This is a genomic window from Nonomuraea sp. NPDC049637, from assembly GCF_040675235.1.
In the GTDB taxonomy this organism is placed as follows: Bacteria; Actinomycetota; Actinomycetes; order Streptosporangiales; family Streptosporangiaceae; genus Nonomuraea.
On record NZ_JBFAOM010000004.1, the window covers coordinates 41474 to 55297 of the forward strand.

Here is a 13824-nt window from a genome sequence, read left to right on the forward strand (position 1 = left end):
GCGCGATCGGCATGCTGGGGGAGGAGACGCCGTACCCGATGCTGGTCGCCGACGCGTCGGGCGCCGTCGAGCGGGCGAACGCCGCCGCCCGGTCGTTGCTGGGCGACGCGCGGCGGATCGCGCCGGACTGGCTGGCCCGCGCCCACCACGACCTGTGCGCCCGCCTGGCCGCGTCGCCCGCCGCCGGGAGCATGCCCGAGCCCGCGCGGGGGCCGGTCGGGGAGCGGGTCTTCGAGGCTCATCCCGTGCGCGCCGGGCGCGACCGGGTCACCTGGTGGCTGGTCGACGTCAGCGCGCGGGAGCAGGCCATGGAGGTGCTGCGGGCCGAGCGGGACTCGGCCGCGTCCATGGTGGCGGCGGCCACCGAGCTGCTGTCCTCGCTCAACCTCGACCGCTGCCTGGAGGCGGTCGCCCGCCTGGCCGTGAAGCACCTCGCCCAGGCCGCCCGGGTCGTCGTGCCGCTGGGCCCGCGCCGCTTCGAGGTCGCCTACCACGAGGCCGGCGGACAGGCCGTGCGCCGGAACCTGGACATCGATCCGCGCTCCATGCCGGGGCTGGCCGCGGCGCTGCGGGCCTTCCCGCCGGTGCCCGCCCGCTGGGTGGACCCCGGGCGGGCGCCCGGCTGGGTGCTGGGCGAGGGGCGGGACGACACGCGGTCCGTGGCGGTGATCTCGCTGCCCGGCTACGGCCTGCCCGCGGGCGCGCTGATCCTGCTGCGCTCCACGGAGGGCTTCTCCGCGGCGGAAGAGGTGTTCGCCCGGCTGTTCGTGGCCCGGGCCGGCACCGCGATCTCCATCGCCCGCGTGTACGCCGAGCAGGGGGCCATCGCCGAGACGCTGATGGCCGACCTGCTGCCGCCGATGACGCCGTACCTCGACGTCGCCGACGTGGCGGCCCGCTACCGGGCGGCGGGCCACGGCGCGCTGGTCGGCGGGGACTTCTACGACGTGCACCCGGTCGCCGGATCGGGCGGGGCGGCCCTGGTGGTGCTCGGCGACGTCTCCGGCAAGGGGCTGGAGGCCGCCGTCCTGACCGGCAAGATCCGCAACACGCTGCGCGCGCTGCTGCCGCTGGCCGACGACCACCAGCGCGTGCTGGAACGGCTCAACGAGGTGCTGCTCGCCGGGTCCAGCCCGCGTTACGTCACGCTGGTGCTGGCCGGGGTCGAGCGCCGCGGCCACCGGCTGGAGCTGCGGCTGACCAGCGCCGGCCATCCGCCGCCGATGATCGTCCGCAACGACGGCCGGGTGGAGGACGCCCGCACCCGCGGCACCCTGATCGGCCTGCTCGACCAGATCACCAGCGTCACCGAGACGGTGCTCCTGGCCCCCGGCGAGACGTGCCTGCTCTACAGCGACGGCGTCATCGAGGCCAGGGGCGGCCCGCTGGGCGACGAGATGTTCGGCGACGACCGGCTGCGCGAGGAGCTGCGGCAGTGCGTCGGCATGCCGGCCGCGGCGCTGGCCGAACGCGTCCAGATGCTCGCCTCCCAGTGGGCGGGCGAACGGGAGCGCGACGACATCGCCATCGTCGCCATCGGCGCGCCGCGCGAGGCCCCCGACGGCGCCGACGGCCCCGACGGCCCCGACGCCCCCGATGCCCCCGACGTCCCCGACGGCCCGGACGGCCCGGACGGAGGTCTTCCGGCGTGAGCGCCTCCGGTCCGCGGGACGAGATCGAGCGCTGCGTCGAGGCGCTGCGGACGGCGGCGACGTCCGGCGACGAGTACGCCGCGATCGACGCCGCGCGGGCCGGTCTCGACGCCGGCGTGCCCCTGGAGACCATGCTCCTGGACGTCGTCGCCGTCGCGCAGGCCCGCGTGGGCCTGGACTGGGCGGCCAACCGGCTCACCGTGGCCCAGGAGCACACGGCGACCGCCGTCCACGAGCGGGTGCTGGCCGTGCTGGCCCACGAGCCGGCCGCGCGCGGTCACCGTACCGGGCCGGCCAGGGGGCGGGTGAGCGTGGCGTGCGTGGACGGCGAGTGGCACACCTTCCCGGCCCGGCTGCTGGCCGAGGTGCTCCGGCTGCGCGGCTGGCAGGTGGACTACCTGGGGGCGCACGTACCGACCGCGCACCTGGTCGTGCACGTGCACAGGACCGCGCCCGCCGCGGTCGCGCTGTCCGGGTCGATCGCCACCCGGCTGCCCGCCGCGCACGCGGCCATCAGCGCCTGCCAGGCGGCGGGCGCGCCCGTGCTCGTGGGCGGCGCTGCCTTCGGGCCCGACGGCCGCTACGCCCGCCTGCTCGGGGCCGACGCCTGGGCGCCCGACGCGCGGGCCGCCGCCGACCTGCTCGACGCCGGGCCGCCGCGCCGGGCCGCGACCGGGCTGAGCCCGGGCTGGCCGCCGCACCTGGCCGGCCCCGAGTACACGGCGCTCACCGACCGGGCCCCCGAGCTGGTCAGAGGCGTCATGCAGGAGCTGGACGAGCACGTGCCGGTCACCGAGGGCGAGGAGCCGACCGGCCACACCGCCGAGGACGTCGCCTACGTCGTCGACTACCTCAAGGCCGCCGCCTACGTGGACGACCCCGGCCTGTTCACGTCCTTCGTCAGCTGGATGGCGCACGTGCTGACGGCGCGCGGCGTGCCGGCCCGGGTGCTGGCCGTCACGCTGGACGCGCTGGCCGCCCGCCTGGCCGGCCTGCCGCGCACCCGCGAGCTGCTGGCCCAGGCACGGGCCGGACTGCCCGACGGGCCCCGCTGACCACGGGCCGGGCTGCCCGACGGGCGCCCCCGCTGACCGCCGCCGCGGCTCAGTCGCGCTCCTGCCAGGTGCACAGGCAGGCGTGGTTGCCCTCGGGGTCGGCCAGCACCCAGAACCGCGGCGCCTCGTCGGTGTGCACCAGCCGCCCGCCCGCCGCCAGCGCCGCGTCGATCCGGGGCTGGACCTGCGCGGGCTCCACCCACACGTCGAGATGCCAGCGCTGGCGGGGCTCCTCGTCGCCGGACGGCTGGAACCACACGCCGGGCAGCGCGCCGGCCGGGTCCTGCAGGTCGCCCCGGTCGTCGGCGGACATCGCCAGCACCGCCGCCCAGAACGGCCGGACCGTGTCCCGCGCGGGGGTGTCGAGGCCGAGTTCGAGCACGGAGACCGACGCCGGGTCGAGGCGCACCCCGGCGTCGGCGGCGAGCGTCGAGACCGCGCGCGCCAGCCGCACGTCGCGCTCGGTGACGCCGCCCGCGTCGTGGCTGGACAGCCGCACGTCGACATGGGTGTAGCGCAGGTCGAGGTCGGGATGGTGGTCCATCTCCTCGGCCACCGCCCCGATGGCGTCGACGAGCGCGAGCCCGGCCGCGAACGTGCCGGTGTGGAGGCGGGTGTGCAGGCTGCCGAGCAGGTACGCCCACCCCGCCGGCCCTTCCTGTGCGATCTGCAGTCCGGTCAGCTTGGCCATGCGGCCATTCTCGCAGCACCCGGCCGAGTCCGACCTGATCCGGCAGGCGGCAGACAGTCCGCGCACGCTCGGCTACCGTGCGCAGTATGGCGAACGACAACGAGCAGGAAGAGCGTCCGGTGTGCGGCATCTGCATGGGCGCCGGCGGGGAGTGGATCAACCAGAACGGCGACTCGAGGAAGCAGTCCACATGGGTGTCGTGCGAGTCCTGCAGCGGGACCGGCCGCAGGTGACGGACCCGATCACCTGCCCCGAATGCCAGGGGCGCCGCGGCGTGCAGCTCGGCGAGCTGTTTCTCACCTGCACGTTCTGTGGCGGCCTCGGCCAGGTGGGGGGCGACGACGAGCCCGCCGAGCGCGGCGCGGAACCGCCCCCGGACGGGCCGCCGCCGGCCTGGCGGCACCAGGTGTGGTCGGACCCGTGGATCGCCCAGATGCTCGGCTGCCGCTTCTGCCTCGGCTCGAAGAAGGTGACCCACATCGAAGCGGGCACGCTGGTCATCGTGCCGTGCAGGTGTGCCGACGACTGACGCTAGTCGAGGCAGAACTCGTTGCCCTCGGGGTCGGTCATCACGATGTGGCCGGCGGCGAACGGCGGCTCGGGCTCGTGCCGCCGCACCCGCGTCGCGCCCAGCCCGGCCAGCCGCTCGCACTCGGCCTCCAGCGCCGCCATGCGCTCCTCGCCGCGCAGCCCGGGAGCCGCCCGGACGTCGAGGTGCACCCGGTTCTTGGCGGTCCGGCCCTCCGGCACCCGCTGGAAGAACACCCGGGGCCCCCGGCCGTCGGGGTCCTCGATGGCCGACCGGGCGTCGCGCTCCTCCTCGGGGACGCCCACCCTGGCCAGGAAGTCGTCCCAGGCGGCCAGCGGGTCGGCGCCCTGCGGCAGCTCCACCCCGGGCGGGCCGGGGTGGACGTAGCCCAGCGCCTCACGCCAGAAGGTCGACAGCGCCTTGGGATCGTGGGCGTCGAAGGTGATCTGGACCTGGCGGCTCATAGGAATCGCTCCGTTCGGTGGCGGAAGAGGTTACCGGGAACACTGTGACATCACCGGCGGACAGGATCGGTCCGCTGCCGTCCCAGTGCCGCCGCCTCCTCGCGCAGCCACTCGACCAGCGTCGGCACCAGCGGGTGGTCGCGCCGCGGGGCGGTGGCGACCCCGAGGTAGCGGGCCGGGCGCGGCGGGTTCAGCGGCACGACGGCCAGGCCGGGCGTGTCGCGCGCCAGGCAGATGGACGGCACCAGGCTGACGCCCAGCCCGGCCGCGGTGAGCGCCTGCGCCAGGTGGTAGTCGGTGGTGGAGCCGGTGACCCGCAGCTCGAACCCGGCCGCGGCGGCGTACCCGCGCAGGAACGCCTCCGTCTTGGAGCAGCCGATCACCCATGGCTGCTCGGCCAGCTCGGTCAGGTCCAGCGACGCCCGGCCGGCCAGCGGATGGGCGGCCGGCAGCGTCACCGACAGCGGGTCCTCGGCCAGCGGCGTCCAGGCCAGCCCCGTACGGTCGCCGGGCAGCACCGGCAGCGGCCCGTCGAAGTGGTAGGCGATCGCCAGGTCCGCCTCGCCGCGCCGGACCAGCGGCAGGCTGTCCTCCGGCTCCCGCTCGACCACGTTCGTCGCGACCTCGGGATGGGCGGCGACGAACCGCGCCAGCACGCCGGGCAGCAGCGCGCGGCCGCCGCTGGTGAAGGTGGCCACGGTCAGCCGCCGGCGCCCCGAGGCCAGCTCGTCGATCCGCTCCCGGGCGTGCCGCAGCTCCGCCGCGATCGTCTCGGCCGTCTCCACCAGCAGCCGGCCCGGCTCGGTGAGGACCACGCCGCGGGTGCTGCGGGTGACGACCGGGGTGCCGAGCTGCCGTTCCAGCGCGGCGATCTGCTGCGAGACGGCGGACGGCGTGAGCAGCATCGCGGCCGCCGCCCGGTTGAAGCTGCCGTGCGCGGCCACCTCCCGCAGCACCCTGAGCCGGTGGGCGTCGATCAACAGTTCTCCTTAACACGAGGCCAGCAAGTCACCACTACCACTGCTGACTCCGTCCGGCCAGTCTTGGCCGCATGCGACACATCTGCGTCATCGGCGGCAACCGCTACTTCGGCCGCCGCCTGATCCGCCTGCTGCTGGCCGGCGGGGACCGCGTGACCGTGGTCAACCGGGGCTCGGCCGCGTCGCCGCCCGGGGCCGAGCACGTAGTCGCCGACCGGGCGGACGCGGCGGCGCTCGCCCGCGCCCTGGGCGGCCGGACCTTCGACGCCGTCGTGGACCAGGTCTGCTACACGCCCTCGCACGCCGACGCCGCCCGCCGGGTGTTCGCGGGCGCCCTGTCCCGGCTGCTCGGCGAGGCGGCCGCGTACGCGGAGGGCAAACGCCAGGCAGAGGCCGTGTTCGCCAGGGACCCGGCCTTCCCGTTCCTCGCCGTGCGCAGCGCCCACGTGCTGGGCGGCGGGGACGCCGACTTCACCGGACGGCTGCGCCACTACGTGGACCGCGTACGCGCCGGGCTGCCGGTCGCCGTGCACCGCGATCCGGCCCCCACGTCGTTCGTCCACCACGCGGAGATCGCCGCGTTCCTGCACTGGACGGCGACGGGCACCGACGTCACCGGCGCGCTCAACGCCGCCTCCCGCGACACGCTGACCGTCACCGGCCTGTGCGCGCCCATCGCCGCCGCGACCGGCTCGCCGGCCCCCGTCCACCGCGTGGTGACCGGCGGCGAGCCGTCGCCGACCTCCTCCCGGAAGGCTGACCGACCATGATCACCCGCCGCATCGGAACCGCCGAGGTCGGCGCCGTCGGCCTGGGCGCCATGCCGCTGTCCATCGAGGGCCGTCCGGACCGCGCCCGCGCGATCGCCACCGTGCACGCCGCCCTCGACGCCGGCCTCACCCTGATCGACACGGCCGACTCCTACCACTGGCACGCCGGCGAGCGCGGCCACAACGAGGAGCTCGTCGCCGAGGCCCTGGCCACATGGTCCGGCGACGCCTCCGGCGTGCTGGTCGCCACGAAGGGCGGCCGCGGCCGTCCCGGCGACGGCTCCTGGACGGTCGACGGCCGTCCCGCTCACCTCCGGGCCGCCTGCGAGGGCTCCCTGCGCCGCCTGCGCGTCGAGGCGATCGGCCTCTACCAGCTGCACAAGCCCGACCCGGACGTCCCGTGGGCGGAGTCGGTGGGCGCGCTGCGCGACCTCCTCGACGCCGGCCTCGTCCGCGCGGCCGGCGTCTCCAACGTGACCTGCGAGCAGATCCACGAGGCCAGGGCCGTCCTGGGCGACTCCCTGGTCTCGGTGCAGAACCGCTACAGCCCCCGGCACCGCGACAGCCTGCCCGAGCTGCGGCTGTGCGACCGCCTGGGCATCGCCTTCCTGCCGTGGAGCCCCCTCGGCGGCATCGCCCGCAGCGCCCTGGACGGCCCAGGCGCCGCCCCGCCCCGCACCCCCTTCCACGAGGTGGCCGAGGAGCGCGGCGTCACCCCGCAGCAGGTCTGCCTGGCCTGGCACCTTGCCCACTCCGAGCACGTCGTCCCCATCCCGGGCGCCACCCGGCCGGAGTCGGTGCGCGCGTCGGCGGAGGCGACGGCCCTGCAGCTCACCGAGGGCGAGCTGCGGCGGCTGAATGTGACCTGACGTATCCGAACGACTACCCTGTGCTTGCCGGGCGGGCCCGCGGCGTGCTGACCTGGCCGCGTGAGCTCATGCCAGGACCGCGTGGTCCACGAGGTGCGCACCCTGATGGACCGGGGCGTCGCGGCCGAGCACGTCGGCGCCGCCGTGTCCGCCGCCATCGCCCCGCTGCTGCCGCACGACGCACTGCGGCTGGTCGGGACCAGCCCGGCGACCGGGCTCGGGCAGGGCTCGTTCAGCTTCTGGCACCGCTACGAACGCGAGCTGGCCCTCTCCCTGCTCGCCCACCGCCGCGCCCACGGCGACCCGTGCCGGCCCGCGTCGCTGGCCCGGCTGCGGGTGCCGGTCGCGGTGGCCGGCGCCGAGGAGGGGGCGCGGCGGGCGTTCGCGGCCTGCGGCGCCTCCTGCGAGCTGCGGCTGCTGCTGCGTGACGGGCGCGGCGGCGTGTGGGGCCTGCTCGGGCTGGTCCGCGCCTGCGACGCCGCGCCGTTCACCGGGGACGACCTGCGCAGGGCCACGCTGCTCGCCCCCGCTCTGATGGCCGCGCTGCGCAGGTACGTCACCGCCGCCCCGCTCGCCCCCACCGCGCCCGCCCTGCCCGCCGGGGTGATCGTCGTCGGCCCCGACCGCGGCGTCCGCGCCGTGACGCCGCAGGCCCGGGCGTGGCTCGACCGGCTGCGCCGCCCCGACCGGCACGGCGTGCACGCCTGGCTGGCCGACACGTTCGTCACGGCCCTGGCCGCCGACGCCGCCGAGCACGCGCGCGGCGCGGACGCCGGCCGGCCGATCATCTGCGCCCCGGCGGCCCGGTACGGCCGCTGGCTCGCCGTCGAGGGCCAGGCGCTGGACGGCACGGGCGAGGTGGCCGTGGTGATCCAGGCGGCGACCGGCGGCCTGCTGCTGCCCTCGTTCTGCGACTGGTACGCCCTCACTCCGCGCGAACGCGGCGTCCTCGACCTGCTGTGCGCCGGAGCCGCGCCGAAGCAGATCGCCCGGCTGCTCGACCTGTCCGGACACACCGTGCACGACCACCTCAAAGCGGTCTTCCGCAAGACCGGCGCGAGCGGCCGGGACGAGCTCATGGCCGCCTTCACCGCCTGAACGCCATCCCCAACACTGGGGGGCTGCCCGCGCCGCCGCCCCGCCCGACCATGAGGAAGTACGCAGCACTACCAGGGGAGGCACCCGTGACCCAGATCTCAACCCCCGCCCGCCGCCAGGTCGAGCGCTTCCTGGACTTCTCCGACCACGTCGGGGGCCTGGAGGAGGCCGACGTGCTGGCCCTCCTGCGCGACCACGACATCACCACGCTGGAGCAGCTCGTCGCCAAGGCGGTCAGGGCGCCGCGCTCGGCCAAGCCCGTTCCGGCGGACCCCGCCCGCGCCCTGGCCCGGCCCCGGGCCACCGCAGCGCTCGCCAACGCGCCCATCACCCACCCCGCGCCCGCCATGGCGGTGGTCGTGGACGGCGTCGAGCACGACCCGGCGGACCTGACCCGGTTCGACGGCCGCCCGCTGACCTACCTCTACCACCCCGAGCGCCTGACGGCGGTCACCGACGACACCGCGGTCAACGGCGCGCTGTGGGCCGCGGCGCTGCTGCGCGACCCGCGCCCGGCCACGCGGGGCGAGGTGCAGATGTTCGAGCACGTCGAGTACGCCGGCGACTGGTTCTGGTGCCCGGCCCGCCAGGCCTACAACGACCTGACCGACGTCCACCACGGCCCGCTGCACCTGCACGACTGGAACGACGTCATCAGCTCCATGGGCGGCACGAACTGCACGGTCCGCTACTACGAGCACATCAACTTCGGCGGCAGCTCGCTGATCGTGCCGCCCTTCTCCGACATCCCCAACCTCGTCCCCAGCGGGTGGAACGACCGGATCTCCTCGGTCTGGAACCACGGCTGACCCTTCGTCCACCGGCCCTCCCCGGCGGACGGCGGCGCCGCGTACCCACGGGTGCGCGGCGCCGTCGCGGTTCAGGCGGCCCGGGTGCGGTGCGAGCGGAGCGCGGCCAGGACGCCGGCGGGGTTGACGATGCCGTACCCGTAGTCGTGGTCGAAGCCGACCGTGCTGCGGTCCTCGGCGGTGCGGTTGAGCAGCGTGCGAAGCTGCGCGGGCGACAACTTGGTGGACGGGTGGCGGGTGCGCAGCGCGGCGATGACGCCGGCCACCACGGGGCAGGAGGTGGAGGTGCCGGTGTCGGGCGTGCCGGGGCCGCTCGCCTCGGAGCCGGCGTAGTGGGTGTAGGCGGCCAGGTCGGGCTTGTGGTCGCCCAGCCGGGCCGGCCCCTGCGAGGAGTAGCCGACGCGCTCGCCGCGGGTGTCGACCCCGGCCACCGTGACCACCTTCGGATGGCCGTTGCCGCCCACGATGTCGGTGAACCCGCAGCTCGCCGCCGGGCAGTCGCGTCCGCAGTTGCCCGCCGCGAACACGATGTCGGCCCCGGCGTGCTCCAGATTCGAGATCATGACGTTGAACGGGTGCATCGGGTTGTCGGAGTAGTTGCCGGGGTGGCCGGGCGGGAAGTCCTGCTGCGGGTTGTACAGGCCCCAGCTGTTGCTGACGACCAGCGAGCGGGACTCGGCCGGCATGGCCTCCAGGAGTCCGCGCAGGTGGGTGTAGGCGGCCACGGCGTCGGACAGCAGGCCCTCTGTCGTGCCCTTCCTGCTCTGCAGGACGGCGATGTCGAGCAGCGTCGAGCGCGGGGCGGCGAGCTGGGTGTTGAAGGCGCACAGGCTGCCGTGCTCCACCGGGTAGCGCCCCGGCGTGGGCGTGACGCCGGGCGGGGCCCAGCTGTGCCCGGCGTCGAGGGTGACCTGGCGGCCGAGCTTGGTGCTCACGTGGTCGGCGTTGACGCCGCCGTCCACGACCGCCAGGTTGACGCCGTGGCCGTCGTAGCCGGCCGCGCGCAGGTCGGAGGTGCGCAGCAGTCGTTCGACGTCGTGCCAGTCGCCGACCGGGCCGGTGTCGGCGCAGGTCAGGTGGGGATGGATGGACGGGTCGGCGAACACGCCGACGACCTCGCGCACGGACGACGACAACAACGCCAGCCTGGACGGCAGGTCGTCGTCGGAGAGCTCGCCGCGCACGAGCACGCTGGCGTGCTCGGCCGACAGGGAGAAGCCCAGCGGCCGGTTGATCGACGACAGCAGGCCGCCCGAAGGCGAGGCGGGCAGGGCGCGCGGCAGGGCCAGCGGGGCGAACGCCTGGTCCAGGACGATTCCCGGCAGGTCTCCTGCCACGTCGGCGACCGTGGCGGTCACGCCGGGGTCGAGGACGGCTTCGACGGTTTCACGGGCGGGGCGGAGCTGGATCAGGACACGCAAGGCTCCACCTCCTTCCTCGGGACGGGGATGGGACAGTCGTTGCTTCCCCTTGTAAATACCCCTTGTAGTGAATTAACTACTTACAGTAGTGTCAGCACTTCATTGCTCCCGAGGTCACCTCTTTGTCGCCGTCCAGGCTCGTGGGCCCTGTCGCCCGGGGACGTGTGCGGCGGGTCGCGGTCCGGGCGAGGAGCGCGCCGGACAACACGATCACGCCGCCCGCGATCTGCGGCCCGCCCAGGCCCTCGCCGAGCACCCCCCAGGCCGCCAGCGCCCCGCCGATGACCTCCAGCGACGCCACCGTGGCGCCCACGGCGGCCGACAACCGCCGCACCGCGTTCACCCCCAGGATGTAGGCCACCACGCTGGCGACCGCCACCATCCACGCGAAGGCCACCGGCACGGGCAGCGTCAGGGCGCCGGGCGCGGGAGTGGCGGACGTCGTGAACGCCTCCCACCGCAGGGCCCACGGGCGGGCGAGCGGGACCAGCGCCACGGCCGCGCCCGCCATGCCCCAGGCGACCAGCCCGAGCGGGTCGACGTCGTCCCCGAAGCTGTCGTTCATCAGGAAGTATCCGGCGGAGCAGGCCGCGGCCAGCAGGCCGAGGGCCAGGCCCAGCGCGTCCAGCCGCAGGTCGTGCCAGACCTCGGCGACGATCCCGAGGCCGGCCAGGGCGACGAGCGCCCCGGCGTAGGCCGCCCGGGGGAGCCGGACCTTGCGGACCAGCCGCACCCAGGCCGCCACCATGACCGGGGCCATGTAGACCAGCAGCAGGGCGACCCCCACGGGCAGGCGCGTGATCGCCGCGAAGTACAGCGACTGCACCCCGGCCACCGCGACGACCGCGTACAGCGCGAAGAACGGCCACCTGGCCCGCGGGATGCGCAACGCCGCGGGCCTGACCGCGGCCAGCACGCCCAGCAGCAGCAGCCCGGCCGCCGCCATCCGCGCCCACACGGCCTCGATCGGCGTCAGCCCGGCCGCGACGAGGTACCTGGCCATCGGCCCCGAGAACGCGAAACACGCCGAGGACCCGAACGCGAGCGCGAGCCCCGCATACCTCATACCGCACCACCAGAGCCGTCATCACTGTCACCACTTGCCGGGAAGCCACGACCCTGACACGCGCCCCGGCGCGGGCGCAACGCGATTACCGGCCCTCAGCCGGTGGTCGTAGTCCCCAGGTGCCAGAGGCGGGGCGGCGATTCGGATCTTCGGCCGATGGGCGCCGGGAGCGGGGTCCTGAACACTTGGCGGGGCCCACCCCCGGAGGAAGGTCCGCCCGTGTTCCGACAGCTCGACGACCGCGTCACGTCGATCGTCTACATCGTGCTCGTGCTCGCCGTCTCGGCGGGCACCGCGCGCGTCGCCGAGGGGCTCGTCCTGGCCCTGTCGCCGCTGCTCACCGTGCTGGTGCTGCTGTTCGTCGTCACCCGGGAGGGATACTCCAGGGACGGGCTGCGCCGCCTCGGCCTGGGCCGGGCCGGGCTGCGCGTCTGGCCGGCCGCCGTCGCCGCCACCGCCGGGGTGTGCCTGCTGGCCACGGCGGGCGCGGTCGTCCTGGGGTTCGGACGGTTCACCGCGCCGCGGGGCGACTGGGCGCAGTCGGTGGCGGCCGTGCTCGTCACCGGGCCGATCCTGGCCTTCGCCGAGGAGATCGGCTGGCGGGGCTACCTGCAGCCCCGGCTCGCCCGGCTGGGGGAGCGCACGTCCATGCTCGTCGTCGGGGTGGTGTGGATCGCCTGGCATCTGCCGTACGTCCTGTTCACGCCGTATTACCACGCCGAAGGGGCGCGGGCCGTCGTGCTGCCGCTGTTCGGCGCGTCGGTCATCGCGTTCTCGTTCCTCTTCGGCTACCTGCGGGTCATGTCCGGCAGCGTGTGGCCGGCCGTGCTGGCCCACTTCGCGCACAACGCGACGTTCGCCCTGCTGCTGGAGCACGCCGTCATCACCGACCGGCCCGTGGTGGTGGCCGAGTACCTGGCCGGCGACACCGGGCTGTTCGTCCTGGCGGGCACGGCGGCCTGCGCCCTCGCGGCCGGGATCGCCCGTTCCGCCGGCGGCCGCCACCGCTCCGGCCGCCCGGCCTCTAGCATTCCTCTGTGACCACCTACGACGACCATGACACGTTCGAGCACCTGAACGTCTCGGCCCTGCCGCAACGACAGCAGCGGATCCTGGCCGCGATCCGCGACTGGGTGGTCAGACACAGATACCCGCCGAGCACCCGCGAGCTGGCCCAGGCGGTGGGGCTGCGCTCGCCGTCGTCGGTCTCGAAGCACCTGAGGAGCCTGGAGGAGCAGGGCTTCCTCAACCGCGGCGCGGCGATGACCCGCCCGATCGACGTGCGCCTGTTCCTGCGGCCGCCGTCGGCCGAGCCGCCCGCCGAGCTGGTGAGCGTCCCCGTGGTCGGCGACATCGCCGCGGGCACGCCCATCCTGGCCGACGAGCACCTCGACGACACCCTGACCCTGCCCCGCGACCTCACCGGCCGCGGCACCGTGTTCGGCCTGCGGGTACGCGGCGACTCGATGGTCGACGCGGCCATCTGCGACGGCGACATCGTGGTGGTGCGGCAGCAGCCGGAGGCGCACTCGGGGCAGATCGTCGCCGCCATGATCGACGGCGAGGCCACCGTGAAGGTCTACCGGCGGCGCGACGGGCACGTCCTGCTCGAACCGCGCAACCCCCGCTACGACGTCATCGACGGTGACCGCGCCGTGGTGCTGGGGATCGTGGTCTCGGTGATCCGCAGCGTGTGACCGGCGGCGTGTGACCGGCGGCGTGTGACCGGCGGCGTCAGGGGCGGGGGGTCAGGAGACGTTCGTGGTTGGCGGTGGTCGACAACGAGCGGAGGTCGGCGCGGTCGAGGTAGATCGTGCCGTTCAGGTGGTCGGTCTCGTGCTGGGCGATGCGGGCCGGCCAGCCGGACAGCTCCTTCTCGTACGGGCGGCCGTCCCCGTCGAGGGCAGACAGCCGCACCCGCGCGTGCCTCGGGACGACGGCGGTCAGCCCCTCCACGCTGAGGCATCCCTCGTAGAACGCCCGGAAGCCGGGGCCGACGGGCGTCACGACGGGGTTGACCAGCTCCAGCGGCGGCTGCGGAACACGTTCGCGCTCGGCAGCCAGGTCGGGCGGCAGCTCGGCCGGGTCCTCGATGACCGCCAGCGCCAGCGGGATGCCGACCTGCGGCGCGGCCAGGCCCACCCCCACGCCCGGCAGGTGCCGGAACATCGCGTCGAGCAGCTCGCGCAGGAGGGCGTCGGAGAGCTGGCCGTCGTACGGCTCGGCGGTCCGGCGCAGCACGGGGTCGCCGATCTGGGTGATCGACCAGGGCCTGGGGGAGGCGAGCAGGGCGTGCACGCGCTCGGTCAGCTCCTCGGCGCTCGGGCCGGTGCCGTTCAGGGGGCTCATGGGGGTCCTTCCGCTCGACGTCGCTCGCTCAGCAGACGGTAGAGCATGCGCGGTGACCCGGTTTCGGCGGG

General features: G+C 75.2%; 16 protein-coding genes. 10 read left to right on the forward strand and 6 right to left on the reverse strand.

Annotation, left to right across the window (positions count from 1 at the left end; all coding sequences use genetic code 11):
- Positions 1-11: 11 nt before the first annotated feature.
- Together AB0J71_RS06965 and AB0J71_RS06970 are read left to right on the forward strand one after the other, a co-directional pair.
- A complete protein-coding gene (locus AB0J71_RS06965; protein ID WP_364413176.1) occupies positions 12-1652 on the forward strand; it encodes a PP2C family protein-serine/threonine phosphatase in 1641 nt (546 codons plus the stop codon).
- Entirely contained in the window at positions 1649-2707 is a 1059-nt protein-coding gene (locus AB0J71_RS06970) for a cobalamin-dependent protein (RefSeq protein ID WP_364413178.1), read from the forward strand. The genes AB0J71_RS06965 and AB0J71_RS06970 overlap by 4 nt, the downstream gene beginning before the upstream one ends.
- 49 nt (positions 2708-2756) lie before the next feature.
- On the opposite strand, the gene AB0J71_RS06975 is transcribed toward AB0J71_RS06970, so the two are convergent.
- Positions 2757-3398, reverse strand: a complete 642-nt coding sequence (locus tag AB0J71_RS06975) for a 4a-hydroxytetrahydrobiopterin dehydratase (protein ID WP_352329122.1) — start codon at positions 3396-3398, stop codon at positions 2757-2759.
- Positions 3399-3484: 86 nt separating this feature from the next.
- Here AB0J71_RS06975 and AB0J71_RS06980 point away from each other — a divergent pair, with 86 nt between their 5' ends.
- Both AB0J71_RS06980 and AB0J71_RS06985 read left to right on the forward strand, forming a co-directional pair.
- A complete protein-coding gene (locus AB0J71_RS06980) occupies positions 3485-3631 on the forward strand; it encodes a hypothetical protein (protein ID WP_364413180.1) in 147 nt (48 codons plus the stop codon).
- Positions 3589-3927: a hypothetical protein gene (locus tag AB0J71_RS06985; RefSeq protein WP_364413182.1), complete on the forward strand. Its 339-nt coding sequence runs from the start codon at positions 3589-3591 to the stop codon at positions 3925-3927. Before AB0J71_RS06980 ends, AB0J71_RS06985 begins: the two co-directional genes overlap by 43 nt.
- A 2-nt stretch (positions 3928-3929) precedes the next feature.
- Here AB0J71_RS06985 and AB0J71_RS06990 read toward each other — a convergent pair whose 3' ends face one another.
- Together AB0J71_RS06990 and AB0J71_RS06995 are read right to left on the reverse strand one after the other, a co-directional pair.
- The gene (locus tag AB0J71_RS06990) at positions 3930-4391 is read right to left on the reverse strand and encodes a VOC family protein (RefSeq protein ID WP_352329116.1); all 462 of its coding nucleotides are present in this window, start codon (positions 4389-4391) and stop codon (positions 3930-3932) included.
- 50 nt (positions 4392-4441) lie between these two features.
- The gene (locus tag AB0J71_RS06995) at positions 4442-5371 is read right to left on the reverse strand and encodes a LysR family transcriptional regulator (RefSeq protein ID WP_352329114.1); all 930 of its coding nucleotides are present in this window, start codon (positions 5369-5371) and stop codon (positions 4442-4444) included.
- A 71-nt stretch (positions 5372-5442) separates the two neighbouring features.
- Between AB0J71_RS06995 and AB0J71_RS07000 the strand changes: the two genes are divergently transcribed.
- The 4 genes from AB0J71_RS07000 (at position 5443) to AB0J71_RS07015 (ending at position 8917) form a co-directional block, all read left to right on the forward strand.
- Complete coding sequence (locus tag AB0J71_RS07000; RefSeq protein ID WP_364413184.1) at positions 5443-6141, forward strand: NAD-dependent epimerase/dehydratase family protein; 699 nt, start codon at positions 5443-5445, stop codon at positions 6139-6141.
- The gene (locus tag AB0J71_RS07005) at positions 6138-7010 is read left to right on the forward strand and encodes an aldo/keto reductase (protein WP_364413186.1); all 873 of its coding nucleotides are present in this window, start codon (positions 6138-6140) and stop codon (positions 7008-7010) included. Before AB0J71_RS07000 ends, AB0J71_RS07005 begins: the two co-directional genes overlap by 4 nt.
- Before the next feature lie 60 nt (positions 7011-7070).
- Positions 7071-8108 (forward strand): helix-turn-helix transcriptional regulator, encoded by a 1038-nt coding sequence (locus tag AB0J71_RS07010; RefSeq protein WP_364413188.1) that lies wholly within the window; start codon positions 7071-7073, stop codon positions 8106-8108.
- Positions 8109-8194: 86 nt separating this feature from the next.
- Positions 8195-8917, forward strand: a complete 723-nt coding sequence (locus AB0J71_RS07015; RefSeq protein WP_364413190.1) for a hypothetical protein — start codon at positions 8195-8197, stop codon at positions 8915-8917.
- Between the two features lie 71 nt (positions 8918-8988).
- Here AB0J71_RS07015 and AB0J71_RS07020 read toward each other — a convergent pair whose 3' ends face one another.
- A complete protein-coding gene (locus AB0J71_RS07020; protein WP_352325945.1) occupies positions 8989-10338 on the reverse strand; it encodes a S8 family serine peptidase in 1350 nt (449 codons plus the stop codon).
- Between the two features lie 91 nt (positions 10339-10429).
- Entirely contained in the window at positions 10430-11404 is a 975-nt protein-coding gene (locus AB0J71_RS07025) for an EamA family transporter (RefSeq protein WP_364413192.1), read from the reverse strand.
- A gap of 219 nt (positions 11405-11623) precedes the next feature.
- On the opposite strand from AB0J71_RS07025, the gene AB0J71_RS07030 reads away from it, so the two are divergent.
- Together AB0J71_RS07030 and lexA are read left to right on the forward strand one after the other, a co-directional pair.
- A complete protein-coding gene (locus tag AB0J71_RS07030) occupies positions 11624-12445 on the forward strand; it encodes a CPBP family intramembrane glutamic endopeptidase (protein WP_364413194.1) in 822 nt (273 codons plus the stop codon).
- The gene (gene lexA / locus AB0J71_RS07035) at positions 12442-13101 is read left to right on the forward strand and encodes a transcriptional repressor LexA (protein WP_364413196.1); all 660 of its coding nucleotides are present in this window, start codon (positions 12442-12444) and stop codon (positions 13099-13101) included. Before AB0J71_RS07030 ends, lexA begins: the two co-directional genes overlap by 4 nt.
- Positions 13102-13138: 37 nt before the next feature.
- Here the strand turns inward: lexA and AB0J71_RS07040 are convergent, their stop codons facing one another.
- Positions 13139-13753 carry a peptide deformylase gene (locus AB0J71_RS07040; RefSeq protein ID WP_352325950.1) on the reverse strand — a complete coding sequence of 205 codons (615 nt, stop codon included), beginning with the start codon at positions 13751-13753 and terminating at the stop codon, positions 13139-13141.
- Positions 13754-13824: the final 71 nt, after the last annotated feature.

Coding starts and splice junctions, on each gene's coding strand:
- AB0J71_RS06990 (WP_352329116.1), bottom strand. CDS start 4,391: ATGAGCCGCCAGGTCCAGATCACCTTCGACGCCCACGATCCCAAGGCG.
- AB0J71_RS06980 (WP_364413180.1), top strand. CDS start 3,485: ATGGCGAACGACAACGAGCAGGAAGAGCGTCCGGTGTGCGGCATCTGC.
- AB0J71_RS06985 (WP_364413182.1), top strand. CDS start 3,589: ATGGGTGTCGTGCGAGTCCTGCAGCGGGACCGGCCGCAGGTGACGGAC.
- AB0J71_RS07000 (WP_364413184.1), top strand. CDS start 5,443: ATGCGACACATCTGCGTCATCGGCGGCAACCGCTACTTCGGCCGCCGC.
- AB0J71_RS06965 (WP_364413176.1), top strand. CDS start 12: ATGCTGGGGGAGGAGACGCCGTACCCGATGCTGGTCGCCGACGCGTCG.
- AB0J71_RS07005 (WP_364413186.1), top strand. CDS start 6,138: ATGATCACCCGCCGCATCGGAACCGCCGAGGTCGGCGCCGTCGGCCTG.
- AB0J71_RS07025 (WP_364413192.1), bottom strand. CDS start 11,404: ATGAGGTATGCGGGGCTCGCGCTCGCGTTCGGGTCCTCGGCGTGTTTC.
- AB0J71_RS07040 (WP_352325950.1), bottom strand. CDS start 13,753: ATGAGCCCCCTGAACGGCACCGGCCCGAGCGCCGAGGAGCTGACCGAG.
- AB0J71_RS06975 (WP_352329122.1), bottom strand. CDS start 3,398: ATGGCCAAGCTGACCGGACTGCAGATCGCACAGGAAGGGCCGGCGGGG.